Below are 22,192 nucleotides of genomic sequence, written 5' to 3'. Positions count from 1 at the left end.
CTCGGGACCATGCCTTTGCCTTCCTCTGCCGCAGACCACATCCAGGACCTTGGCGCCTTTGTCAGCGCATCGCCGTCGAGCTTCCATGCAGCGCACGAGGGAGGCCGGCGGCTGGCGGAGGCCGGGTTCACGCGCCTGGATGAGCTGGAGCCGTGGGAGGGCGGGCCGGGTTCGTTCTACATCATCCGCGACGGCGCGCTGATCGCGTGGGTGGTCCCGGAGGGTGCGGGACCGGCCACCGGATTCAACATCCTCGGCGCGCACACCGATTCGCCGTCCTTCAAGCTCAAGCCCAAGCCCACCACCGGAGCCCACGGCTGGCTTCAGGCGGGTGTGGAGGTCTACGGCGGCCCGCTGCTGAATTCCTGGCTGGACCGCGAGCTCCGGCTCGCGGGCCGGCTGGTGATGCTGGACGGCAGCGAGCACCTCACGGCCACCGGGCCGCTGCTCCGCTTCCCCCAGCTGGCCATCCACCTGGACCGGGCGGTGAACGAGGGGCTGGCACTGGACAAACAGCGGCACATGAATCCGGTGTGGGGGCTGGGGAACCCCTCCGAAGCCGACCTGCTGGGCGTCCTGGCGGCTTCGGTTGCCGGGGCGTCCGTCGATCCGGCGCAGATTGGCGGGTACGACGTCGTCATTGCGGACACGCAGGAGGCGGCAGTTTTCGGGGGCAAGGGGGAGTTCTTCGCGTCCGGGCGGCTGGACAACCTTTCGGCCACGCACGCCGGGCTGGCGGCGCTGACCGCCCACACCGGTTCCGGGCCCGAGGGCGGTCCCATCGCAGTGCTTGCGGCCTTCGACCATGAGGAAATCGGGTCGAACTCCCGCTCCGGTGCGTGCGGGCCCATCCTCGAAGATGTCCTGGTGCGCATCTCCGACGGCCTTGGCGCAACGGTGAGCCAGCGGCGGCAGGCCCTGGCGGCGTCGTTCTGCCTTTCTGCCGATGCCGGCCACGCGGTGCACCCCAACTACCCCGAGCGGCACGACCCCGGCAACCACCCCGTGCTGAACGGCGGTCCGCTGCTGAAGATCAACGCCAACCAGCGGTACGCCACGGACGCCTTTGGTGCCGCGTTCTGGGCCCGGCTCTGCGGCGAAGCCGGGGTCCCGTACCAGGAGTTCGTCTCCAACAACGTGGTGCCCTGCGGCTCCACCATTGGCCCGCTCACCGCCACCCGGCTGGGAATCCGGACCGTGGACGTGGGCGTGCCGCTGCTGTCCATGCACTCCGCCCGCGAGCTGTGCGGCGTGGAGGATCCGTACCGCCTGGCTGTTGTCACGGAGCTGTTCTTCGGGACGGCGGCGTAGGTACTTCCGGCCCCGAGGCTCCACAGGAGCGGATTCTGGAGACCGCGGAATGCCATTGAATGCCCAACCTGCGGCTGATTTCCACGATCCAACAATCCTCAGAGTTGCTCGTCCCCTGTCTCAGGATTTGATCGTAGTGAGCTTGGGAAACGTTCTAGTTGCCCTGACTCTCTTCCTATTGCGACTCATAAAAGCAGCTCAGGAGTTGCAACGACCACTGAACGCCAAGCCCACCCAATGGCTTAGTTTTCACCCGTCCCAGGCGGTAATCCAAGGCGTGCTTTTCCTTCTGTTTCCGCGACCCGTCTGCGCGGTTCTTTGGGATGATGATCTGGAACCACCCTTGAAGGAAGCTCCGAATACCGATTGCTTTCTTGATGGCGAGGGGGCATCCGGTCCTGTTATTTCGGCATGCGGTCCTTAGCAGAAGCCATGGGATAGCATATCGGTTAGAGGTCGAGAAGGTCTGGTCGGTAGCGCACCCTTATCTGCCCGCCTTCGTGGGCACGGGAGTTTGCCGCAGCGGAACGCTCAGGCCAGCGGCTCCGACGTGGCCGGCCCTACCGGCGCTTCATCCACCGCCAGCGGCGCATATACCAACTTCGCATGGTAGATGTAGCGGAGCAGGAACGCTGCTACCAGGCCAATTCCCTGCGCTAGGGTAGCGGACATGTGGGTCAGCTCAACCATGCACCAGACGGCGGGGACCCTTGCCATTCCTTCCACGGTGTTGAACCCGAATGAGTGGATGAACCGGCTGGCCAAGGAGCTCCGGCGTTCCACGCCCTGCTTGAAGACAAGCTTCTCCTGCATGATGAAGTTCGAGATTATGGTGGTTTCGTTTGCGAGGATTCCGGCCACACCATAGTCAGTCCCGACCGCAACTAGGGCCGTCATGATTATCAGGTTTATCATGGCCCCGAAGAGGCCTATCAGGGCAAAGCGCCCGATCGTGGCTGACAGGACGCCGCGTCCCGAAGCGATCATTGCCCAGCCTCCGCAGTTGCAGGCGCGGCCGCATTCACCGTCTCCTGCGTGTTCTTCACAACTTCCCTGATGCGCCAATCCCCGAAGGAAGCCACCACACGGGAATGTTTCAGTGCCTCGCCGGCGTTCCTGAGTTGCAGGTTCTTGATGTTTCGCGCAGTTGGTGGCCCCTCAATGATCCAGTCAATGGCGCGCCAGCTGTCCGGATGATGAACGGCGAACTCAGAGTCGAGGTCCATCTTTTCCAAAGCGACCACTTTCCATGGGTCGTGCCTGCCGTCCGCGTAAAGGTCCTGCCACATGGAGTAGGGCACCAAAGCCGTATCCTGGCGTGGCAGATTCTCTTTAGACCAATCCAGTGCGTGTTGCCAGTCGGCATTGCTGTTCGTTTCGAGGAGTGTCCTGTTCATGGACAGCCACTGCGGCAAGAGCACAACGGTGAGGGCTGCCAGCATTGCACCACCCGTCAACCCTCGGGCTGCCCTTCTTCTTCCCGGCACGGTTCGGGCAGCTGTATTTGAGTGCGTGGCGGCGGAGGCCAGGACAGGGACAAGCAGGGCTAGGCAATTCCAAGCCAAGTCGGCTGCGACGGCGATGGCAAGGACCAGAAACGGGATGGCTGCGATCACATACATGGCAGGCATGTATCCCTGCCCGATGACCACGGGAGCCGAAAACACGAGCAGCCCGGCGGGTATCCAACGAGCCTCGCGCCTCAGGATGCACGCCAGGGCCGCAACGATGCCGCCGACCACGAGATATTTGTCGTAGTACATCCACCCCATGACCAGCTTGGTCCGGTCGGACTGCGGATCGAAAATGCTGCCGGAACCCGGGCGGGAGGCGAATTGGTAGGTGACTGCGTCTTGAAGGGAGACGTGACCGGGTCCACTGAGCAGTTCATTTTGAAGTAAAGCCAACAGCGGGAAGAACGCCAGAATGAGGCCGCCTACCGAGAGGAACCCCACCAGAGAGAAGAACCGAGTCTTCCACCCAGGCCGGTGCAGCAGTGCCACCAAAAGGGCGGGACCGAAAATCGCAAGAGTCTCTTTTGAGAGAACGGCTATTGCGAAGCATGCCCCTGCCCCGATATGTTCCCACAGCCTGAGCCGGGGTGAGAGCATCAGGTAAAACGCTAAGAGCAGCCACGGCAGCCCCACGTTGTCGATGAACACCTGGCGCCCCAAAACCAGCGACAACGGGGACAGGCAGAAGAGGGCGGCAGCCAGGACAGCGAGGACCTGCCGCAGCTCGAGCCTTCGTGCGATCAAGTAAACCAGCACCGTGCTCGCCACGAAGAAGGCAGCCACCACGTAGCGCATCTGGCCTACGGAACTCTGATTTCCCTGACCGAAGAGCACCGGCAACCACGACAGTGCCGCCAACTGCGACCAGCCCACGGGTGGATGGTCATACCAGTAGGTGTAAGGGGCCAATCTGCCCTCGAGGATGGCAAGTGCCTGCGCGGTGTACGTACCCTCGTCATCCTGGTATTCGGGTGCGTTCAACAGATTCCAGCCGGAAAGCGCCGCGGCGGCAAGGGCAATGAGTGCCGCCGTTCGTTGGTCAGCGCTGAAGCGGTGTCTGATGGCCCAAAATACCTTCGCGGCGCGTGTAGGCATAACGTGAGGGGCATCTTTAGCGGGTGCTAGGAGCATGTTCACGCTTTGGCCGCCGCCCCGAGGTACTCAAGATGCGAGCCGCTATGGCTGGTCTTTTCCCACCGGAAGTCGTGGCGGCGGAACTTTATCAATGCCCGTAGGGCAGCGAATGCGAGCAGCACTTGGTAGAACGGCGTTGCGGCTACCAGCCGCAGGTAGTCGTACATGCGGATCCTGTATCCGTGGTCCCGGCCGAATTCGTGCAGCATGCAGACGTCAAAGGCAAGGGCTGCAACGGCAGGCACCAGTGGCACGAAGGCGAGCAGGGTGATGGGAACGGGATACTTTCCGAGCACCGCCGTGCCAATCGAGAATGGAAGGCACAACCCTGCGAAGGCCATGAAGTGCTGCTGCATAAGGGTCCACCACGCCATGCAGCGTTGGCGCATGGTTGGAAGGGTCTTCCAGTCGCCTTTTGCATGCACCTGCATGAAGCCCAGCGACCACCGCGTGCGTTGCTTGACCAAGGAACGAATGGAGTCGGGGGTTTCCTCTTTCGTGACCAGATGGGGTGAATAGGCGATGACGATTCTGCGGTGAAGGACTGACAGTCTTACCCCCAGGTCGCAGTCCTCCGCAAGGCAGCGGGCGTCCCAGCCATTGATGGTGCCAAGCACATCGCGGCGAATAAAGACCGTATTTCCCCCCAACGGAATGAAGCCCTGTTTTGCATAGGCATGCAACCTTGACCGGAACCAGGTGAAATACTCCAGGCAGTTCCTAAGGGAATACCAAGTGTCCCGGTAGTTGACCAACTGGACGGCCCCTTGGACGACATCGGCGTTCCTGATTTGAAAACAACTGTCCACGTGGAGCAATAAATCCGGTGCGGCGATGGACTCGGCGTCGAAGATGCCCACGATGTCATTGCGGCATATTGCCAAGGCAGTGTTGAGCTGCTGCGGCTTGTTCTTTACCGCCCCGCTGTCCAGACTGACGCGGACCTTCTCGGGACGCCGAGCAGCCAGCCTGTATGCCGTGGCAGCGGTTTCCGGGTCGTCGTGCCCGACAGAGATGATTACCTCGACATTCGGATGGTCTTGCTCGCACAGGTGCTTCAGAGTACTGGCCATGACGCGTTCACTTTCGTGTCGGCAGGGCATGATCAGCGAAAAGGACAGTGCCGGTTTGGGGAGCAGCTCGGTGTAGGAGGTGGAAGCCTGAGTCAGCGGGTCCCACCAGGCGTGGGTACTGACGTAGAGGGTAGACAAAGCTATGGCGAAGAGGGCGACGGAGACGCCGACAATGAGTAGTCCAATGGTGGCAGCAATGAGCGTGGGGAACATTTGGGGCTTTGTCCGTTCAGCGGTAGGTGCACAAGGGACACGAAAGGGCGTGTGGCATCTGCCGCAGGTCAGGCAGCTGCAGTTGGTTGAGAGCTACGAAAGAGCGATTACTTGGGGCCCGAGTCGCCGAGCCCGCACGCCTTTCCGTCCCCGTTGGAATCCAGCTTTTGGGGATCTATTCCTGCCTGGCGCACTGTTACGCCGTCATGGAAGTATTGGCGGAGCTCCGTGCACGACCACTGGTGCGGCATGGCCGCGGGGTTGCCGCCGGCCTTTGTCATCTCCTGCAGATGTTGGGCGAGGCTTGGTGGAACGGCGGGGACGCATTGACCGTTGTCGCCGTATTCCTTCAGGCACCCAGCGGCGTTCTCCGCACCCAGCTGAAACACCTGGGAAGAAGTGACAGGGCCGCGGGCCACAGGCGCCGGGGCCAAGGGCGGGGCTTCCTGCCCGGGTCCCACCACCGCGTGTTCCTTGTCGGCCGCCCCTTGCAGGGAGGCTTGTTGGCGGTTCGCCGGGTCGGCGGGGTCTGCGGGGCCGGGCCGCGGTACAGTTACCCCCGCCGGCGCCGGAAGCGATGGAACCAGCTGGGGAAGGGCAGCGGCGCTCCCTCCGGTTTGCGTGTTGGCCGGCAACTGCTGTGGGTCCGCTGCCAGGGCAACAGCATAATGGAGCTCGTGTGCTTCCGGCGCCGGTGCCGGAGCTGTGGCCGAATGGTAAGAAAGCGCTGCCAGTGCGCTCAGGCCAAGGGACATGATGATCGTCCGGACGACAAACCAGCCACGATGCCGCTGACCTTGAGAAGTCATGATATCCACACCCATTTCGCAATGCTCGGAATATTGTTTGAGTCCACGACGGTCAGCATGTACGGGCCGGGCGGAAGCAGATTGGGATTGCTTGGTATCGATGCGCTGACCGTGCCCCCGTTTGCAGTCATCGGCAGGTCCACCAGACGCGCATTCGTGTCGGTTTGGTGCGTTGCCGACATCGGTGACATCAGTTGCGCCGCTTTGATCGTGCCGGTGGCTTGGAACGTGATCTGCTGCCCGTAGGTGGCTGAGCTGGGGGCCGCCGCGATGGTCGGACGCGTCCCATTGAAAAGATAGGGCGGCGAATAGACGGAAATCCGAAGGTCAAAAGAATTGTCTAGGGGGTTTGAGCCCAGGATCGCCACCCTTCCATCAGGAAGGAGGATGGCTGAGGAATGGTAGTTCCGTCCCACCGGATCAGCGGCAATGCTTGTCCAACGATTGCTGGCCGGCTGGTAGAGAGCTGCGGTAAGCACGTTGTCCGAGCGATTATGTTGGGCCCCATCCGCTGCCAGGACTGTCCGGTCCGGCAGGTTCAGGAGGTTCACATAGCCCTTTCCGGGGCCCGGGAGGTCCGGGCCGGGCACATACGTTGGGTTTGCCTGTTTGAGGTCAATGATGTCCACGAGGTTGATCGCGGTGGTGTTAGTTTGCGTGTTCCCACCCCCCACGATCATGACCTTTTGGTCCTGCGCTGGCCCGAGAAGCACCGAACCGGCCTGATCCCTCAGATCCTTCTGGCGAAGCCCCGGCACATCCCACATCTGGGCTTTCCTCCAGTCGTACAGCGAAGCCCCGGTACCAGGAAGCCCATTGCCAAACGTGTGTGCTCCGGCGTAGAACATCCGGCCATCCTCAAGCAGATACATGTGGGGATAGGTGCCCCAGAAACTCCATGTTTGCGGCACGCTGCCGGACGGAAGCCATTTCAGTGTGGACGCTTGGAACATCTCGGTGAGCACCGTCCCGTCCGCCTGCTCGTTCAATCCGCCTGCGGACCAGACGTCCCCGTTACCCAGCTTGGTCATGGTTGGGTACCAATGTGCCCCGGCCATGTCGCTGATCTGGTGGAAACTGTTGTCCTTCGGATCGAAGTAGTAGCTGGCTTTGGACCCCTTGAAGGTGGTGGGGCCTGCACCTGTGGTGGGGTAGGCTGCGGTGCCGCCCCCGATCAGTACCTTTCCGTCGGCCAAGGTGAGGTGGCCGGCGCAAAACATGTCGTAGGGGACGGGGACCGGGGTAAAGGTGCCGGCATTGGGGTCCCAGATGGAAGCCTTGAACGTTCCGGCCGCGAATGCTGATCCTTCATTGCCGGAACCGGCGATAAGTAAGAGCCTGCCGTCGCTAAGCAGCGTGGAATGGATTCCCCGCAGCGGCATGGGAGCATTAAGGACCTCCCACGATCCAACCTGGGCAGGGGTGCCCACCTGAGGCGGTGCCGCTGCCTCCTGTACGGAATAGTTGGTAGTCAGCAGGGTTCCGTTGGCGCTGATGGACAGTCCGAAGGAGATGGCGTCAACACCAGCCGGAATGGCAGGGGTGGTCCCTGCAGCCACGGCCCAGGTGTCCGACGCAGCCACCGGTGCCAGGTCTGTCCAGTAACCCCATCCGCTTGCTGTATGCGAAAAGATTGTGATTGAGTTCTTTGCTGCCGTTGACTTGTAATTCACGGACAGGTTGTATTTTGAACCAGCCTTTACCGCCGGCGCGCAGGCCGGAGTTTCAGCCTGGAGGAGCTTGGCGTCCCCGCTGGCATAGGCGCTGACGGTAAGGGCGTAGGAGCGGGACCCCGCCGGAGCCGTGGCCGGGACGTCGGTATTCAGTCCCTGCGTCAGGCTCTTCGTTCCCCACCCTCCGGTGATGAAGCAATCAGGGAGGGGATTTCCAGCCGCCAGGTTTCCGTTAACCACAAGTTCGTTGGTGGCCGGCAAGGGCGTACCCGCGTTGGTAGCGTACAGCGAGTAGTCATCCGTAGTCAGCTGGCCGGTTGCAGAGATCGACAGACCGAACACGATCTTGTCGGTTCCGTCAGGAACCACCGGCGTGGATGCCTTCGCTTCCTGCCACGCACCAGCCGCTGGAACCTTCCCCAAGTCCCCCCAATACGTCCACCCACTCGCGGTATGCCGGAAAGTCGTGATGGAGACGGGGACGGTAGACTGGTACCAAACTCCTAGGTTGTAGACTTGGCCGGGTGTAACGGCGGGAGCACAATCAGGGGACTCCTTCTGCATCAACTTCCGGTCACCTGACACGTATCCCTGGACAGTGACGCTGAGCGCCCGTCCTCCAGTCCGTCCCGGAGAAAAGGACCACGTGCCTGCTGTCCCCCAGCCCGAAGCCTGGAAGCAGTCCGGGAAGGTCGCGCCTGTTTCCAGGGACGGGTTCACCACGAGGTTGGGGCCCGTGCTGTCAGCCGCGAACACCGGTCCCGCTGCTGTAACGGATGCAAGCATCAACACAGGTGCAAGCAGGTGTGCTGCGAGTTTCCGCCACGACAATAAATGCCTTGATCTGCCGCCACGGCGTCCAGGCCTCAGCATTAGGGGCCCTGAAACTGTAAAGCTCATCACCACATACCTGCTTAGGGTCGGCCATCCCAACGGTGGTTGGGGTCGAACAACAGCCAACCTAGGTCAGGAAGCACCGCCCGCCTAAGGGGTTGCGGGCACCAGTGCGGGTTTCCTGTGGAAACTGCGGATTTCTTACCAAAGGTGTGGACACGCACCGCTCTCGCCCAGCGTGCTCCGCCGGGAAGGGACTGTATCCAGCACACTCCAGCCCGAACCCGCTAGGAGCTACAGTGTGCGATTCAGATGAACATGAATTTGGATGGGGTAGTGGATTCCCACATGAGTCCTGGCAGCATGCTGCGCCTGGAGGACCGCGTCCTGGCGCTCGATCGTTACCACAAACAGGTGCGATATCTTCGCATTTTCCGGGCGCCTCGCTGACAGCCTCCGCCTATGCGATTGAGGTATTCGCGGAAATATCACGTCCCGCCACGGCAGACCCCGCTCGCACCTAGGGCAAGATCAGTGCGTCGGTTCCGATGACGCTTACGCAGTGCCCGGCGCCCCCGAACGAGGCCTACATGGCCTTAAAGTTTGTGACGGCGGGTCGGTTCGATAAAGGCAGCCGTAGACAAGACGCTGGCCAGTTCCGCCATGACTTCGTCGTGAACTTCGGCCTGCTGGGCCACCAAATCCACCAAGGGAACAACCTGCAGATGAACATCCACGCTCATGACATCCCCCCAATCCGGAAGCTTTCGCCATCAATCTCGTGTGCCGGCACCCCAACCCACGTCTGCCCGTCAGGGACGTTGCTCAAAACAGCAGCCCCCATCCCCACGGTCGCGTATGCCCCCACCGAGGTCCGTTCGCGGACGCTGGCGTTCATGCCCAGGTAGGCAGCCCGGCCAATCCGTACTCCGCCGCCCAGCGACACCCCCGCCGCGAACGTCGCAAAGTCCGCCACGTCGTCGTCGTGCGTGAATGTCACTGACGGCATCGCAACCACGTGCGAACCCAGCGTGACCGACGCAGTAAGCGTGACGTTCCGGAGCAGGATGCTGCCCCTGCCCACCCGGCACCCCTCCGGGCACAGGACCGAAGGGTCGATGGCGGTGGCGTAGCGCGCCTCGGTGAGCCCCATCGCCGTCAGCCGCTCCACCACGGATTCACGCGCCCTGCCCGAACCGATGCACACCAGGATGAACGCGTGGGTGTATTTGGCTGCGTCATCGATGGTTCCCAGCACCGGGGCGCCGTCCACGCTGACACCCGCCATTTCCTTATCGTCATCGAGCAGGCCGACGACGTCGTACTGGCCGCTGCTGCGCACCATCGCCAGGACTTCACGGGCCAGGCCGCTGGCAGCTATCAGGATCAGCTCACTCATGTGCGCGTCCCCGCTGCCGAAGCCCGGATGGCGCCGATGATCCTGTCCAGGCCGCCGTCGTCCAACTCGTGGTACACCGGCAGGATCAATGTCCTGTCATTGAGCCGCTCCGTGTGCTGCAGGAGGCCTCCGCCCGAGTCGCGCCACCGGTAGGCGGGCTGGCGGTGCGCCGCCATGATGCCGCGCCGCGCAGAGATCCCGGCTTCCGCCAGCTTTTCGAGCAGCCCGTCCCGGGTGGTTCCGAAACTGGGCAGGACCTCCACCCAGAAGGACTGGAAGTTTGTTGTGCCGTAGGGCGGGTCGGACACCAAACGCAGGCCGGGCACCCCGGCGAGTCCGGCCACATACCGTGCCGCGATGTCCCGGCGCCGTGCCAGCACCGCAGCCAGCCGGCCCAGTTGGACGATGCCGACGGCGGCCTGCAGGTCCGTCATCCGGTAGTTGAAACCCACCTCCAGGTAGTCCTCCGGCGGTGCCAGCAGGGATCCGTGCCGGTCTGCTGCGGAGAGGCTCATGGAGTGCTCCCGCAGGGTCCTGGCCCGGGCAGCCCAGTCTGCCCGGTTGGTGGTGAGCATCCCGCCCTCGCCGGTGGTGAGGATCTTCCGTGGATGGAAGGACCACACCGCGACATCCGCGTCCACACCCACCGGCCGGCCCCTGTAAGTCGACCCCACGGCGCAGGCGGCGTCTTCGATCACGGTGATCTCGTGGCGGTCGCACAGGCTGCGGATTGGATCCATGTCCAGGGGCACGCCGCCCTGGTCCACCACAATCACGGCCCGTGTATCCAGGGTGAGTGCAGCATAGATGGTTTCCGCGGTCACGTTCCCGGTCACGGGGTCGACGTCGCAGAATACCGGCCGGGCACCGACGTAGGTGACGGCATTTGCCGTTGCGATGAAGGACAAGGACGGAACGACGACGTCGTCCCCGGGCCCGATCCCCGCCACCACCAAGGCGAGGTGAAGGGCGGTGGTGCAACTGGAGGTGGCCACGCCGTGCCGGACACCCTGGGATTCGGCGAAGCGGGATTCAAACTCCTTCACCTTGGGTCCCTGCGCCACCCAGCCGGATGCCACCACGTCGGCCAGGGCACGGGCTTCCTCGTCCCCAAGCCAGGGCTTCATCACGTTGATCCGGGCCAGGACCGGCTCGGCAGTCATCGGGCACCAACCGTGCGTGCAGCGGCAATCTCCTCGCGCAGCGGCATCCACCAGCTGACCAGTTGCCGGGCACAACAGGCGAGAAGCCTGCCTCGGAGAGGAGGAAACCGATGTACACGGCCCCCGCGACGACAGATGTGTCAGGGCCCCGCCGAAGATCCGCCGGCTGCGGTGTTGCCACCCGCTGTGCCGCAGCGGGAGCAACGGGCCAGACAAAGGCAGCCTGCCGGGTTTTGCCTACTGGTATTTCCGCCATCGTGCCCCTTTCCAACGCAGCTGCCTGTTCTCTGGCCGTGAAGCAAAACTAGCCCTGGACTGACGCGGTTGAGGGTGAATCGGGAAGGCCTTTGTGGGTACCTCAGTGCAAGGGTGTGGAAACTGCGGGTACCTGCAAATTGCAGGACTTTAGGCCTATAGGATGGGAAGGACGTAGGGTTCAGCGGCCGCGGATCCCTTGCCTGCGGCGAGTGCCGTCAACTGAGCCCTGGACTCAACACCGAGCTTTCGGTAGATGGCGGTGAGGCGCACTTCGACCGTGCGCACGGAGACATACAAGGTGGCAGCAATTTCCTTGTTGCGCATGCCCCGTGCCACCATCTTCGCCAACGACCGCTCATGGTCCGCAAGCAACAGCATTGCCGGGTTGCCCTGCGGGCGGGCAGGCTCCATGCGTTCATCCAGGAGGAGGGCGTCCACATGCTGGGTCCACGCGTCCGCGCCGGCTTCGTCGAACATCACCTTGGCCCGCAACAACGCATCCCGTGCGTCCCGCAGCCTGCCAAAGGCGTGCAACCGCTCCGCATAGCAGGCAAGGGTCCTTGCCCTTTCAAGAGTGTGCCCGTTCCTGCTGTCCAGTGCCTGGCTGAAAAGCTGCAGTGACTGCTCGCCGTCCGCGAGAAGGGCACGGCTGCGGGCCACAGCCATCATCAGCCATGGTGACCGGAGCCCCACCGAGCGGCTCTCAAGGCGCAGAAGTGCCTGCGTGGCCTCCTGGTGCCGGCCGAGCCGGACCAGTACTTCAACAAGGTCCGCCTCACAGCGCAGGAGCGTGGGGTTGCCGAACCGCATGCCGATTTCGGCGGCCCGGGACAACTGGGCAACGGACTCTGCCAGGTCGCCGCGCAGCAGCGCGAACTGGCCTTGGCAGGCGGCAAGCTGTGCCGTAATGGCAGGGTGGCTGTCCGCACCCGCATAGCGAAGTGCCTCGGCGGCATACGTCCGGGCCTGGGCGTCGTCGCCGAGGGAATGTGCCCGCCAGACCCGGAAAAGGTGGCGCGTTCCGCGGTGGTACTTGAGTTCGGGCTCGGAAAGTTCAAGTTCGTCAATCAGCCGGACCGCCGCGCGTACGTTACCGGCACGGATTGCATTGTCCACTGCCATGAACGCTGCGGTTTCCTGCCAGTTAACGTGGCCTGGTTCGTCTGAACTCCTGAGCAGGGCGAAAGTTTCGTGGGCGCCTTCATAGTGTTCGGCGTAGGTGAGGGCCCTGCCATGCATCAAAAGCCCGGCGGCCCGGGCGGCGCCCGTTTGTTCCTGCCGCCGGCCAAGGCCGGCAGTTCCGCCGCCAATCGACTCAATCAATAGCTCGGCGCGCTCAGCGATGCCAAGGCAATGCGCCGACGCGGACCCGCGGAATTCTTTGCCGTGGCGCAGGAGCTCCGAGGCCTCCTCCAGTTCCCATCTCTCCGCATAGTACAAGGCGCCGATGGACAGCAGGCTCGCAGCGTAGGCCGGATCGTGCTGGCCAAATTCCTTCACCAGCCGGAGCACCATGCTGGAACGCACGGCAGCCCCTTGGGCGAACTGGATCTCAAAGGAAAGACCGGTCAACCGCAGGATCAGTGCGGGATTGCGCGTTACCCGCTGGGCCCACTCCAGGTACCGGCGGGCGTACACAAACTCACCCCGGTTGAACAGCATTTCTGCAACGCTGGTCAGCCGGGCCGCCGTTTCCGCTTCCCAGGGGTTTATGGTGAGCGCCCGCTCGATGTACTCCACGGCAAAACTCACTTCACCGTTGCGAACCAGGTCAACGGCGTGACGGAGCAGCTGGAACGGGGTTTGCCGTTCCAGTGCGGTAAAACTCATGTGCCACCTGCGGGCATACGGATCGGTGTCACTTGCTGCTTCTGCCAGGGCCCGATGGTTGGCCGTGCGGACGGCCGGCGTCATGGCCGCGAAGACATATCCCCGCAGCAGCTGGTCACCGATCCCCAGGTGGGGACCTGTTCGCTTCACCAGGCCGGCAGCCAACAGTTCGTCAACGCTTGTCCACACGTCCCGGTCGATCTTCTCGATCGTCGAGATGTCGCTGCGGAAGGAAAGAGCCAGGAGGTCAAGCACGTTACGGGCGCCGGGGGTCAGGCCTCCCACAACCGACGCGCACTCCGCGTCAAAGCTGCCCCCGGAGGGCAGCGGGACGGGCAAGGCATATTTGCCTGCGGTGTGCCTCTCCAGCAACCGGGTGTAAAGGTCGACGGCGGCGAGCGGGTTGCCGCCGGCGGCTGCGGCAACCGCGTGGGCAGCCGCCGTCGTGGTCCTCTTGGCGGGCAGGCTCTCCAGCATCCGCACAGTGTCGCTGTAGCCCAGCGGGCCGAGGCGCAAGGCAGCGAGCCCGCTGAAGGGGCTCTCGGGCAGGTCCTCCCGCATGCTGACAAAAAGGACGGTATCCGTACCCACCAAACGCCTGGCCACAAAGCCGATGACCGCCTGGCTGCTGGGATCCAGCTGGTCGACATCGTCGAGCACGACGACGGTCCGCGATGACGAGCGCTGGTGCAGGCCGTTGAGCAGCATGCTTGAAACTGCCGGTACGCTCATGGCGCCGGTGTTGTCGTGGAGCAGCTCGTCAGCAATCCGGTTCAGGACGGGATCGTCCATGTCATTCAAGAGTGCAGTAAGCCCGGACAGTGGCCAGTCCGATTCAGCGGCAGTGGCGGACAGGAAGACGGTGCGGTAATCGGAGAGCATGCGGATTGCCGACAAAAGGGCTGTTTTGCCTGTCCCTTTGCGGCCGATCACCGCCAGTGCAGTGTCCTTGGGCCCGCGAATAACTGAGAGGATGCGGTCCAGTTCTTTGCTTCGGCCAATAAGTGGCATGGTGTCCCCATTCGTCGAAGAAGGAGACCGCATTCTTGCACTGCCGGATCACGTCCCGGCAGTCCGCTCCCCAGTGCGGATTCTGCCGGTACCTGCGAATATAGCCCGCAACCAGCAGCCTTACCACAACGTTCCCGCTGGATTCCATCAAGATTGGCGCCTGCGCTTGGTTAAGGGACTACGTGGTGTCGGTGGCCCCATTCCGGATGTATGAACCCCCTGCCCTCCGATTCCCGCTCCAGGGCAATCCCCTATACCTAACGAAATCCGAAAACCCAGAGCCCCTTACTTGCCTAACAGGGGGTAAACGGTAGGTGAAAAGCGAGTACCTACTACTCGTGATACCTGCATTAGGTAGGGGATAGTCTTCCTGAAACGGCCAGAGGATTGGCGGTGGGTTGCTGGGGGACAGCGACCAGACCATGACCGGATTAAGCGTTGGTGCCGCCGGGTAACTCTCGGCGGCATTGTCAAGAATCCGAACTGTCATGAAGTGGTGAGGCAATTGTCAATTTCGCCCCAACTTCCAGCTCTTTTTTCCGAGCCGGGAATGTTATCTCCGCAAGCATCAATCAGCGTGATTATCCCTACGTTGAACGAAGAAAAGAACATACCTTGGGTTCTGCGCAGGATGCCATCCTACGTCGATGAGGTGATCATCGTGGACGGCCGCTCACAGGACAACACCGTTGAAGTGGCGAAGGCAGTACGCCCTGACGTGGTGGTGGTAAACGAAACCCGAAAGGGAAAGGGTGTGGCCCTTCGCGCCGGCTTCGCGGCGGCTTCCGGCGATATTATCGTGATGCTGGACGCTGACGGGAGCATGGATCCGCGGGAAATCGGCTGGTTCGTCGCACCGCTCCAGCACGATTTCGATTTCGTCAAAGGGTCCCGCCACGTCACCGGCGGCGGCTCCGAGGACCTCACCCGTTTGCGGAAGGCCGGCAACAGGGCCCTGACCGGACTCGCCAATGCTGTCCTGCACAGCAACTATTCGGACCTTTGCTATGGATACATCGCTTTCCGGCGGGAATGCCTGGAGGTGCTGGAACTGCAGTCCGACGGCTTCGAAATCGAGACCGAACTCATTGTCCGCGCTGCCAAGGCGGGCCTGCGGATCGCGGAAGTTCCCAGCCTGGAGCTGGACCGGATCTCGGGGGCATCCAACCTCCAGACGTTCCGCGACGGCTGGCGGGTCCTGCACACGCTGGCCCGTGAATGCACGGTGTGGGAAGCCCCAACCGCGGGCGCCCGCCCGGAGGCCCTCCGCCGCGTGAAATACACCTATTCAAATGTCCGCTTCCCGCGGCTGCCAGTGGATCCGCACAGCGTCCTCACGCCGGTGGTGAGCCAGCATGCTTGACCGCATGAAGCCCCTGTCCGTGACAGTGGTGATCTGCGCCTACACCTCCGAACGGTGGGGCATGCTGCTGGACGTCATTGAATCCGTGCGCAACCAGACCCTCACCCCTGACCAGGTCCTGGTTGTCATCGATCACAACCAGGACCTGCATGAAAGGCTCATCGAGATCGTCGACGACGTCACCATTGTGGAAAGCACCGGCCTGCCAGGCCTGTCAGGGGCCCGCAACACGGGCGTCGGGCTCGCTGAGTCCGACATCGTTGCGTTCCTTGACGACGACGCCGAGGCGGCACCGGACTGGCTTGAACGCCTGGTGGCGCTGTATGACGATCCCGACGTCCTGGCCGTGGGCGGGAAGGTTGTTCCACTGTGGGAAACCGGCAGGCCCGGTTACTTCGGGGAGGAACTGGACTGGATCGTGGGATGCAGCCACCGAGGGTTGCCCCGTGTGGCCTCCGAAGTCCGGAATGTCATCGGCGCAAATATGTCGTTCAGGCTTGAGGTGCTGCGCCAAGTGGGTGGATTCAATCAAGCACTTGGCCGGAAGGGCACGTTGCCCCTCGGCTGCGAGGAGACCGAGATTTGCATCCGGTCAACAATGGGATCCCCCGGCGCCCGCATCGTTTACGAACCCGCGGCCCTCGTCAGGCACCATGTGCCGGCCGAGAGGGGCAGCGTGCGCTACATGCTCTCACGGTCCTGGTCGGAAGGAATTTCCAAAGCACAGGTCAGCCACATCGTCGGGCAGAAGCGGGCCCTGCGGCCCGAACGGCGGTACGTCCGCAGCACCTTGCCGCGTGCGGTGTTCTCCGGAATCCGCGACTGGAGCCGGGGAGCCAACCCCCAGGGACTGGGCAGGGCAGGATCTGTCCTCGCCGTACTGGCCTTCACTTCCGCCGGCTACCTCCGTGGACGCCGGATTGCCCACGGGTCAACCACGCAACTGGCTGAGCTCGAGCTCCAGGGCGCACCATGGCGGCAGGTCCAGTGACACCCGGATTGGAGTCCTGAGCCGCAAGGGCCTGGGTACGGTGGAGAACCGGACCCAGGCCCTTCGGTTTTGTGCTATGTGCCAGCTGGCCGTTGCTTCCGCAAGGGTGCAAGGGAGACGAAGCCGTTCAGGGCTCCTAGCCGGCCACCGGACGCCAGTAGCGCAGCCCACCTTCGGTGGACCCGTCGTCGGCTACGTCAATAACGGCGTAGGGGAACGCCTGGCGGTCCGCCTGGTCGGGCCCAAGGCCGCGGACATCGGAGGACCAGGTCCCGGTGTTGACGTACCGGGTTGGAGAACCCTCGAGCGTCGTTTCAAGGGCACGGTGCGTATGGGCCGAGACATACCAGGCCACGCGGGAGCCGTACGTTTCGAGGATCCCTGCGACCCGGGCTGCGGCCGCGGGCGGCTGGTCGCCGCCATGGATGTTGCGCCCGGCGGCAGCAAGCACCATGCGGGTGGCGGTCACGGGCAGTGCCGACACGGTCCGGAATCGGGAGAGGCGCGCAAGTTCACGCACTGCCGTCCCGTCGAGCGCGAGCCGCAGCGATTCGGTCTGCAGCAGTTCGTCGTAGGCAGGCCTCCGGACCCGGCGTTCCGCCCGTTCCGAGGCCACGCAGGCCCGTGCCACTGCTCCGGCGCGGCTAAGCCGTGATGCCGTTGGGTTCGCATGCCAGGCCGCCAACGGGGGCAGGTCCACCTCGTCGGTGCCGTTGACTGCAGTCCGGAGCACCTCGGGTATCCGGTGCAGGGCATGATGGAGGTGCCCGTGTTCAACCACGAGCACCCCGGGGACGTAAAGGAGCCACGGGTGCACGCTGACCCGTGTGGGATCACCTGGTGACAGCAGCGCTGACAACCGCGCGGCCACCGGGGGCCGCGCCAGCTCCACGTCATGGTTGCCGCAGACGAAATGCAGCCGCACGCCGGCTGCAGCGCACGCCTGCAGCGCCCCCAACGTTTCGGGGTGGCGCTTGAAGATGGACTCGAGCCTTGCCAGGCTCTGCTCCTCGTCCAGCCTGACGAGCTCAAACGTGTCACCAACAAAGATGACGTGCTGCTCCAGGCCCGGTGGCTGCGTTGCGGACACCTCGCGGCGCAGGAACTCCGGCAGGACCTTCCCTGGGTGCCGGGGGTCGCTGTCCGACCCGTCCAGGTGGAGGTCGCTGAGGAGTATCCATCGCGCCGCGTGGTTCACGTCAGCAGCCCCAGGACCCGCGGGAAAAGGAGGATAACCACCAGCAGCCATAGGACACCGACTGTGATCCTGATGTTCACGGCCCGGTTGAAGAGCCGCAGGCTTGCCGGCTGTCCCGAGGCTGACGCGGTATGCCGTACCTCCAGCCCGATGAGGGTAAACAGCAGAACCGCAGCGGCAACCAATCCGGCGATATCAATCATGACGCGGCCTCCTGCCGTGCGCGGGCAATGCAAGCAAGGATGGTTATGGCACCCATGGTGACGACACAGGCCTGCCAGGACCAGACGGAGAGGTAGAACATCGCTGTTGATACCGCGGTAAGGCTGGCAAGGCCGAGTGCCAGGACGAGCAGTGCGCCCAGGCCGAGATCGGTGATCCGCATAAGCCGGGTAAGTGCCTGTCCCGGGAGCAGGACGAGCACAAGCAGTGCGGTGACCGCCTGGATCGGGGTTGGCAGCCCAAGGAGGGACACCGCGGAGAGGACCAAGGCCGTGAGCCCGATCGCCATAGTGGGCCGGCTTATTGCACGGGCGTTCATGGCGCCACCCGGTACACTCGGGCGTCGCTGTTGCTGAACGCGATGTCTACGCCGTCTTGTGACTTCAGCCAATTCTCCAACTCCTCGAAGCTCTGTGGGGTGGTTTGGCCCTGCAGGACAAGGCTTGATTCCGCGGAGGTCATGAGAAGCAGGTAGCCGCCGCCGGGGTTGTGCCTTGCGTACCGGTAAACCAGCGGGCCGCACGTCGCCGCCGACAAGTCGGAGGGACAAAGGTCCTCTATGGTCCGGTACCGGTGGTCCAGGTAGTCCTGGCTGCGCCAAGGTGTTGGATGGGCTGCCGCGATGATCGCGGAACCGGGCGGGGCGAGATTGTCCACGGCCTGGACAGCGGCGATCTCATCGTCCGCGAACACGTCGTACTGTGCGTTGCCGAACCTCCCGGTCACTGTCATAACAGCGAGCAGGACACAGGCCGGCACCAGTACCACCGTGTTGCGGGTCGAAAAACGAACACTGCCCGTGGTGGGGAGCAGGACCGAGCTTGCCTGCATGGCAATGAACGGCAGCGCAAACAGCGAGACGCGGATGAGCATTTCTCCGCCGTAGGCCTGCACGGGGAAGAGCAACAGGGGAGTGACGGCCAGGAGGACCACCCGGATATCAAGGCGTCCCCGGCGCCAGTCCCGGACCGATCCGATCGCCGCGAGGGCCCAAAGGATGAGTGTGAGCGCTATCCGGATCTGGACCACCAGCAGGTGTCCCGCCGAACCCGTCGTGCGGTCGACGACGTTCGCTTCGATGGCGGTCTGCAGTCCGGCGTCCGCCAGGGGTGGGTGGCCGGAAAGGTAGGTGCTTGCAGGATAGACGAGCCACAGCACAAGGAGGATGCCGGCAATGAGCGGCAGCCTGCCGGGCCACACCCGCCCGCTGAGGGTGAGGGCCGTGACGGCGATCAATACCAGGAACGGCGTCAGTTGATGGCTTGCGCAGATGACGGCGATCAGCAGGAGGGTGACCACGAGGGCTGCGACCCGGTGCCCGGGGCGATCGTCTGCTGGCGTCCGCGCCAGCCACCATGACTTGAGATTGGCACGCCCGAAACCACGGAAAGCGGGAGCCTTGGCGGCAAGGGGGCCGATGAGCAGCACGATTACCACCAGGTACAGGAAGAAACCGAAGGCTTGGGGAGACAGATAGTCCTGGTCCTGCCAGTTGCCGAGGCAAAAAATCCAGAGCACCAGCCAACGCCGGCGCGGATCCTTCGTCAGGTAGCGGGTCAGCACGCCAACGGCGGTGAGCCACAAGCCCATGTTGAACACCGGTGCCCACAGGGCAACGGTTACCGGATCAATACCGGTTGCCCGGAGCACGGTCGCCAGGAGCGCAAAGAAGCCGGGCCAATTGAAGTAAGCATCGATGTTCGGGTCGACGCCGCCGGAGGTTGAAAGAGCGTCGGCGATGCCAAGGTGGCGGAAAGCAACTTCGCCGCGCGGGACATCCGTGACGAACGCGGCAGCGCCGAAGAGCATCAGCACGAGGACTGCGATGAGCCACAGCATGACCGGCCGGCGCGCGGGCCCGGTGGCATCTCCCCGCAACGCCACGACGAAGGCGACGTTGACAATCAGAACGCCCACCCAGAAGGGATAGGGCAACACAGCCACAAGCCCAAGGTCGCTGTGGACGGGAACTGCCACCGTGGCGGCACTGCCCACTGCCAGAGCCAGTGAGACGGCGCCTGCTACGGCGCACCAGATGTCACGGGCATGCCACGGGTGTGATCGGATCCGGCTCGGTTGCTTCAGCGTGCTGGTCATGACGCCTCCTTTTTGGCGCGGCGGAGAATTGCGAGCAGTCGGAGGCCCACCGCGACGGCCCCGACGTAAAGCACCACCATCCACGCAAGGGCCATGGCGCTTGAGCCGCTCTCAGCGGCCCACAGAGCCGAGACGCAGAGCGCGGTTCCGAGCACTACGCCGACCACGATGGCTTCTGTGTAGAGTCCCAGGACGCGGCAGACGGAGTTGTAGGCCTGCAACACTGCGTAGGCCACGAGTCCGGCAGCCAGCAGCCGCAGGGCGACGGTGGACGCGTTTGCGTACCTGTCCCCGAGGAGGTGGAGAAGGGGGTGGGCGAAGACAATCAGTACGACGGCGGCCAGGCTTCCAATGACCAGCGACCATCGGAAACTGGCCCAGGTGGTGGTCGCCAGGCGGTCCGGGTCACGCACTCCCTCGGAGAATTGGACGATGCCTATCAGCATTGGAGCGGTGTAAGCGGCCCATGCCATCATCCATGCCGGATACCAGTAGGCCGCGACCTCGGGCGATACCAGGTGCGCGAGCAGGAGCGGCAGTACGAGTCCTGGGGCGCGTTCGGTGAGGGTAAGGAGCTGGTTCGGGATCCCCAGCATCAGCAGCGGCCGGTGGCGTGCGGGGTGCAGGGTGGGGCGTGGCTTGTATCCGACCAGTTTCCGCAGCTGGAAGGCACCGATCATGCATGACACGGCCGAGCCCAAGGTCCAGCAGGCCAGCAGGACGTCGGCGGAGGCGCCGTGGGCCTGCCAGGCGACAAGGGCTGTGGCCGCGAGGGAAGCCACGCCGCCCACCGTGTACCTCATCGTCGCGCTGCCGCCGCGCCCCAGCGCCACGAGCGCCTGGTCCAGTACCGTGCACATGGTCCCGGTGACGGCGGCCACGATGAAGGTGAGCCAGAAGAGAACCGAGAGTGAGTCCGAGTCGGGCGCCACGAAAGTCTCCAGCACGAGGTAGCCGAGCGCCAGGACGGTGCCTGCTATTCCCACGATGCCAAAGGCCGCGTCCAGCACCCGGGCGGGCGGCTCGCCCCGGCCCACCGACACGATCACGGCGGATCCGGTGCCCAGCACAGCCAGCTGGGTGCAGATCATCACCGCCGAGACGGCGGCCGTGGTGAGCCCGACCTCCCGGTCAAAGGTGGCATGCGCTGCCAGGATCCAGAACGCGAAGCCGGTACCGGTCTGCGCCCCCTTGGCGATGACCAGGCCGATGGAGCTGCGCAGGGGAGAGTGCCGCCGGAGGGCCGATGCGGCCTCCGTTGGGGCAATCTCCCGCTCAGCCGTCACGACCTAAACCCCTAGCCATTCCCGCATAGTTGTACCAGCAGAAGGCGATGTAGTAGCGCACCCATTGTGGCTGGCCGGCGGCGAGGCTCATTACGCTCCCGCGGGCTGCCGCCGCTGCGGGCAGCAGAGCCAGCCGGGCCCCACGCCAGCCGTGCTTGCGGACCATGCGTCCCAGGCCCGTGCCGTCCATGAGGAACTGGTCCAGCGCGAAGTCGAAGTCGTCCGCGGCAAACCTGTGTTCAACGAAGACCCGCTGCGACACGCCAGTCTTCATCCCCGACTGCCTCATGCGCCACCGCAGTTCGATGTCCTCGCCCGACTTGAACGAATCGTCGAACCCCAGGTTCAACATCAGGTCCCGGTCCACCAGCGTCGCCACAAGCCCGAACCAGTTGCGGCTGCGGCCTGTGCGGTGGTGATGCGCCAGTGCCTGCCCCCAGTAGCCCGGGCCGGCAACGCTTTCCAGGCCCGCCTGGAGGGCGTCATACCCGTCCTCCACGAATTCAATGAGCAGGTCCGCCACACCGGTCGCTCCGAACACGACGTCCGCGTCCACGAGCAGGACCCAACGCGTGGTGCTGCTGCGGACCCCGAGGGTACGGGCCCAGGGAAGGCCCCGGCCTTCGTCACTCAGCACCCGGGCACCCGCTTCACGGGCGATCTCGACAGTCCGGTCGGTGGACAGGCCGTCCACCACGATAATCTCGGCTACACCGGACTGGCGCAGGGCTTCCAGGCAGCCTGGGAGTAGATGCTCCGCATTGCGGGCCGGAACAACCGCCGTCACGTCTGCTGTGCTGTGGGCCACCGTCT

The 22,192-nt window shown here is 63.8% G+C and carries 18 protein-coding genes; 3 read left to right on the top strand and 15 right to left on the bottom strand.

What is annotated here, in order from left to right:
- Window positions 1–9: 9 nt before the first annotated feature.
- Window positions 10–1,311 carry a M18 family aminopeptidase gene (locus NIBR502770_RS17815; RefSeq protein ID WP_141182839.1) on the top strand — a complete coding sequence of 434 codons (1,302 nt, stop codon included), beginning with the start codon at window positions 10–12 and terminating at the stop codon, window positions 1,309–1,311.
- A gap of 531 nt (window positions 1,312–1,842) precedes the next feature.
- On the opposite strand, the gene NIBR502770_RS17810 is transcribed toward NIBR502770_RS17815, so the two are convergent.
- From NIBR502770_RS17810 to NIBR502770_RS17775, 9 genes are all read right to left on the bottom strand, one after another.
- Complete coding sequence (locus tag NIBR502770_RS17810; RefSeq protein WP_141182838.1) at window positions 1,843–2,298, bottom strand: GtrA family protein; 456 nt, start codon at window positions 2,296–2,298, stop codon at window positions 1,843–1,845.
- On the bottom strand, window positions 2,295–3,920 hold the full coding sequence (locus NIBR502770_RS17805; protein WP_246857308.1) for a glycosyltransferase family 39 protein: 1,626 nt from the start codon (window positions 3,918–3,920) through the stop codon (window positions 2,295–2,297). The genes NIBR502770_RS17810 and NIBR502770_RS17805 overlap by 4 nt, the downstream gene beginning before the upstream one ends.
- A 38-nt stretch (window positions 3,921–3,958) precedes the next feature.
- Window positions 3,959–5,245 (bottom strand): glycosyltransferase, encoded by a 1,287-nt coding sequence (locus NIBR502770_RS17800; protein WP_141182836.1) that lies wholly within the window; start codon window positions 5,243–5,245, stop codon window positions 3,959–3,961.
- 107 nt (window positions 5,246–5,352) lie between these two features.
- Window positions 5,353–6,054, bottom strand: coding sequence for a hypothetical protein (locus tag NIBR502770_RS17795; protein ID WP_141182835.1), 702 nt, complete (start codon window positions 6,052–6,054; stop codon window positions 5,353–5,355).
- Window positions 6,051–8,291, bottom strand: coding sequence for a galactose oxidase early set domain-containing protein (locus NIBR502770_RS17790; protein ID WP_246857499.1), 2,241 nt, complete (start codon window positions 8,289–8,291; stop codon window positions 6,051–6,053). The genes NIBR502770_RS17795 and NIBR502770_RS17790 overlap by 4 nt, the downstream gene beginning before the upstream one ends.
- A gap of 866 nt (window positions 8,292–9,157) precedes the next feature.
- Complete coding sequence (locus tag NIBR502770_RS21270) at window positions 9,158–9,304, bottom strand: hypothetical protein (RefSeq protein WP_168223194.1); 147 nt, start codon at window positions 9,302–9,304, stop codon at window positions 9,158–9,160.
- Window positions 9,301–9,960, bottom strand: coding sequence for an acetyltransferase (locus tag NIBR502770_RS17785; RefSeq protein WP_141182833.1), 660 nt, complete (start codon window positions 9,958–9,960; stop codon window positions 9,301–9,303). Before NIBR502770_RS17785 ends, NIBR502770_RS21270 begins: the two co-directional genes overlap by 4 nt.
- Complete coding sequence (locus NIBR502770_RS17780) at window positions 9,957–11,123, bottom strand: DegT/DnrJ/EryC1/StrS aminotransferase family protein (RefSeq protein ID WP_141182832.1); 1,167 nt, start codon at window positions 11,121–11,123, stop codon at window positions 9,957–9,959. The genes NIBR502770_RS17785 and NIBR502770_RS17780 overlap by 4 nt, the downstream gene beginning before the upstream one ends.
- A 411-nt stretch (window positions 11,124–11,534) precedes the next feature.
- A complete protein-coding gene (locus tag NIBR502770_RS17775; RefSeq protein ID WP_141182831.1) occupies window positions 11,535–14,222 on the bottom strand; it encodes a LuxR family transcriptional regulator in 2,688 nt (895 codons plus the stop codon).
- Window positions 14,223–14,772: 550 nt separating this feature from the next.
- On the opposite strand from NIBR502770_RS17775, the gene NIBR502770_RS17770 reads away from it, so the two are divergent.
- Together NIBR502770_RS17770 and NIBR502770_RS17765 are read left to right on the top strand one after the other, a co-directional pair.
- Entirely contained in the window at window positions 14,773–15,585 is an 813-nt protein-coding gene (locus NIBR502770_RS17770; RefSeq protein ID WP_141182830.1) for a glycosyltransferase family 2 protein, read from the top strand.
- Window positions 15,586–15,589: 4 nt separating this feature from the next.
- Window positions 15,590–16,576 (top strand): glycosyltransferase family 2 protein, encoded by a 987-nt coding sequence (locus tag NIBR502770_RS17765; protein ID WP_141182829.1) that lies wholly within the window; start codon window positions 15,590–15,592, stop codon window positions 16,574–16,576.
- Window positions 16,577–16,712: 136 nt separating this feature from the next.
- Here NIBR502770_RS17765 and NIBR502770_RS17760 read toward each other — a convergent pair whose 3' ends face one another.
- The 6 genes from NIBR502770_RS17760 to NIBR502770_RS17735 are packed head-to-tail and all read right to left on the bottom strand — an operon-like array spanning window position 16,713 to window position 22,187.
- A complete protein-coding gene (locus tag NIBR502770_RS17760; protein ID WP_141182828.1) occupies window positions 16,713–17,774 on the bottom strand; it encodes a hypothetical protein in 1,062 nt (353 codons plus the stop codon).
- Window positions 17,771–17,977, bottom strand: a complete 207-nt coding sequence (locus tag NIBR502770_RS17755) for a hypothetical protein (RefSeq protein ID WP_141182827.1) — start codon at window positions 17,975–17,977, stop codon at window positions 17,771–17,773. Before NIBR502770_RS17755 ends, NIBR502770_RS17760 begins: the two co-directional genes overlap by 4 nt.
- Entirely contained in the window at window positions 17,974–18,315 is a 342-nt protein-coding gene (locus NIBR502770_RS17750) for a hypothetical protein (RefSeq protein ID WP_141182826.1), read from the bottom strand. The genes NIBR502770_RS17755 and NIBR502770_RS17750 overlap by 4 nt, the downstream gene beginning before the upstream one ends.
- Window positions 18,312–20,093 carry a glycosyltransferase gene (locus NIBR502770_RS17745; protein ID WP_141182825.1) on the bottom strand — a complete coding sequence of 594 codons (1,782 nt, stop codon included), beginning with the start codon at window positions 20,091–20,093 and terminating at the stop codon, window positions 18,312–18,314. The genes NIBR502770_RS17750 and NIBR502770_RS17745 overlap by 4 nt, the downstream gene beginning before the upstream one ends.
- A complete protein-coding gene (locus NIBR502770_RS17740; RefSeq protein ID WP_141182824.1) occupies window positions 20,090–21,379 on the bottom strand; it encodes a lipopolysaccharide biosynthesis protein in 1,290 nt (429 codons plus the stop codon). The genes NIBR502770_RS17745 and NIBR502770_RS17740 overlap by 4 nt, the downstream gene beginning before the upstream one ends.
- Window positions 21,369–22,187: a glycosyltransferase gene (locus NIBR502770_RS17735; RefSeq protein ID WP_141182823.1), complete on the bottom strand. Its 819-nt coding sequence runs from the start codon at window positions 22,185–22,187 to the stop codon at window positions 21,369–21,371. Before NIBR502770_RS17735 ends, NIBR502770_RS17740 begins: the two co-directional genes overlap by 11 nt.
- Window positions 22,188–22,192: the final 5 nt, after the last annotated feature.

It is taken from the genome of Pseudarthrobacter sp. NIBRBAC000502770, from assembly GCF_006517815.1.
In the GTDB taxonomy this organism is placed as follows: Bacteria; Actinomycetota; Actinomycetes; order Actinomycetales; family Micrococcaceae; genus Arthrobacter; species Arthrobacter niigatensis.
The sequence above is the reverse complement of the archived record's forward strand: the minus strand, read 5'-3'. Positions and strand labels throughout refer to the sequence as shown.

Excerpts from the sequence above, each read along its gene's own strand:
- NIBR502770_RS17815 (WP_141182839.1), top strand. The coding sequence starts at position 10 with ATGCCTTTGCCTTCCTCTGCCGCAGACCACATCCAGGACCTTGGCGCC.
- NIBR502770_RS17810 (WP_141182838.1), bottom strand. The coding sequence starts at position 2,298 with ATGATCGCTTCGGGACGCGGCGTCCTGTCAGCCACGATCGGGCGCTTT.
- NIBR502770_RS17805 (WP_246857308.1), bottom strand. The coding sequence starts at position 3,920 with ATGCCTACACGCGCCGCGAAGGTATTTTGGGCCATCAGACACCGCTTC.
- NIBR502770_RS17800 (WP_141182836.1), bottom strand. The coding sequence starts at position 5,245 with ATGTTCCCCACGCTCATTGCTGCCACCATTGGACTACTCATTGTCGGC.
- NIBR502770_RS17795 (WP_141182835.1), bottom strand. The coding sequence starts at position 6,054 with ATGACTTCTCAAGGTCAGCGGCATCGTGGCTGGTTTGTCGTCCGGACG.
- NIBR502770_RS17790 (WP_246857499.1), bottom strand. The coding sequence starts at position 8,291 with ATGCAGAAGGAGTCCCCTGATTGTGCTCCCGCCGTTACACCCGGCCAA.
- NIBR502770_RS21270 (WP_168223194.1), bottom strand. The coding sequence starts at position 9,304 with ATGAGCGTGGATGTTCATCTGCAGGTTGTTCCCTTGGTGGATTTGGTG.
- NIBR502770_RS17785 (WP_141182833.1), bottom strand. The coding sequence starts at position 9,960 with ATGAGTGAGCTGATCCTGATAGCTGCCAGCGGCCTGGCCCGTGAAGTC.
- NIBR502770_RS17780 (WP_141182832.1), bottom strand. The coding sequence starts at position 11,123 with ATGACTGCCGAGCCGGTCCTGGCCCGGATCAACGTGATGAAGCCCTGG.
- NIBR502770_RS17775 (WP_141182831.1), bottom strand. The coding sequence starts at position 14,222 with ATGCCACTTATTGGCCGAAGCAAAGAACTGGACCGCATCCTCTCAGTT.
- NIBR502770_RS17770 (WP_141182830.1), top strand. The coding sequence starts at position 14,773 with ATGTTATCTCCGCAAGCATCAATCAGCGTGATTATCCCTACGTTGAAC.
- NIBR502770_RS17765 (WP_141182829.1), top strand. The coding sequence starts at position 15,590 with ATGAAGCCCCTGTCCGTGACAGTGGTGATCTGCGCCTACACCTCCGAA.
- NIBR502770_RS17755 (WP_141182827.1), bottom strand. The coding sequence starts at position 17,977 with ATGATTGATATCGCCGGATTGGTTGCCGCTGCGGTTCTGCTGTTTACC.
- NIBR502770_RS17750 (WP_141182826.1), bottom strand. The coding sequence starts at position 18,315 with ATGAACGCCCGTGCAATAAGCCGGCCCACTATGGCGATCGGGCTCACG.
- NIBR502770_RS17745 (WP_141182825.1), bottom strand. The coding sequence starts at position 20,093 with ATGACCAGCACGCTGAAGCAACCGAGCCGGATCCGATCACACCCGTGG.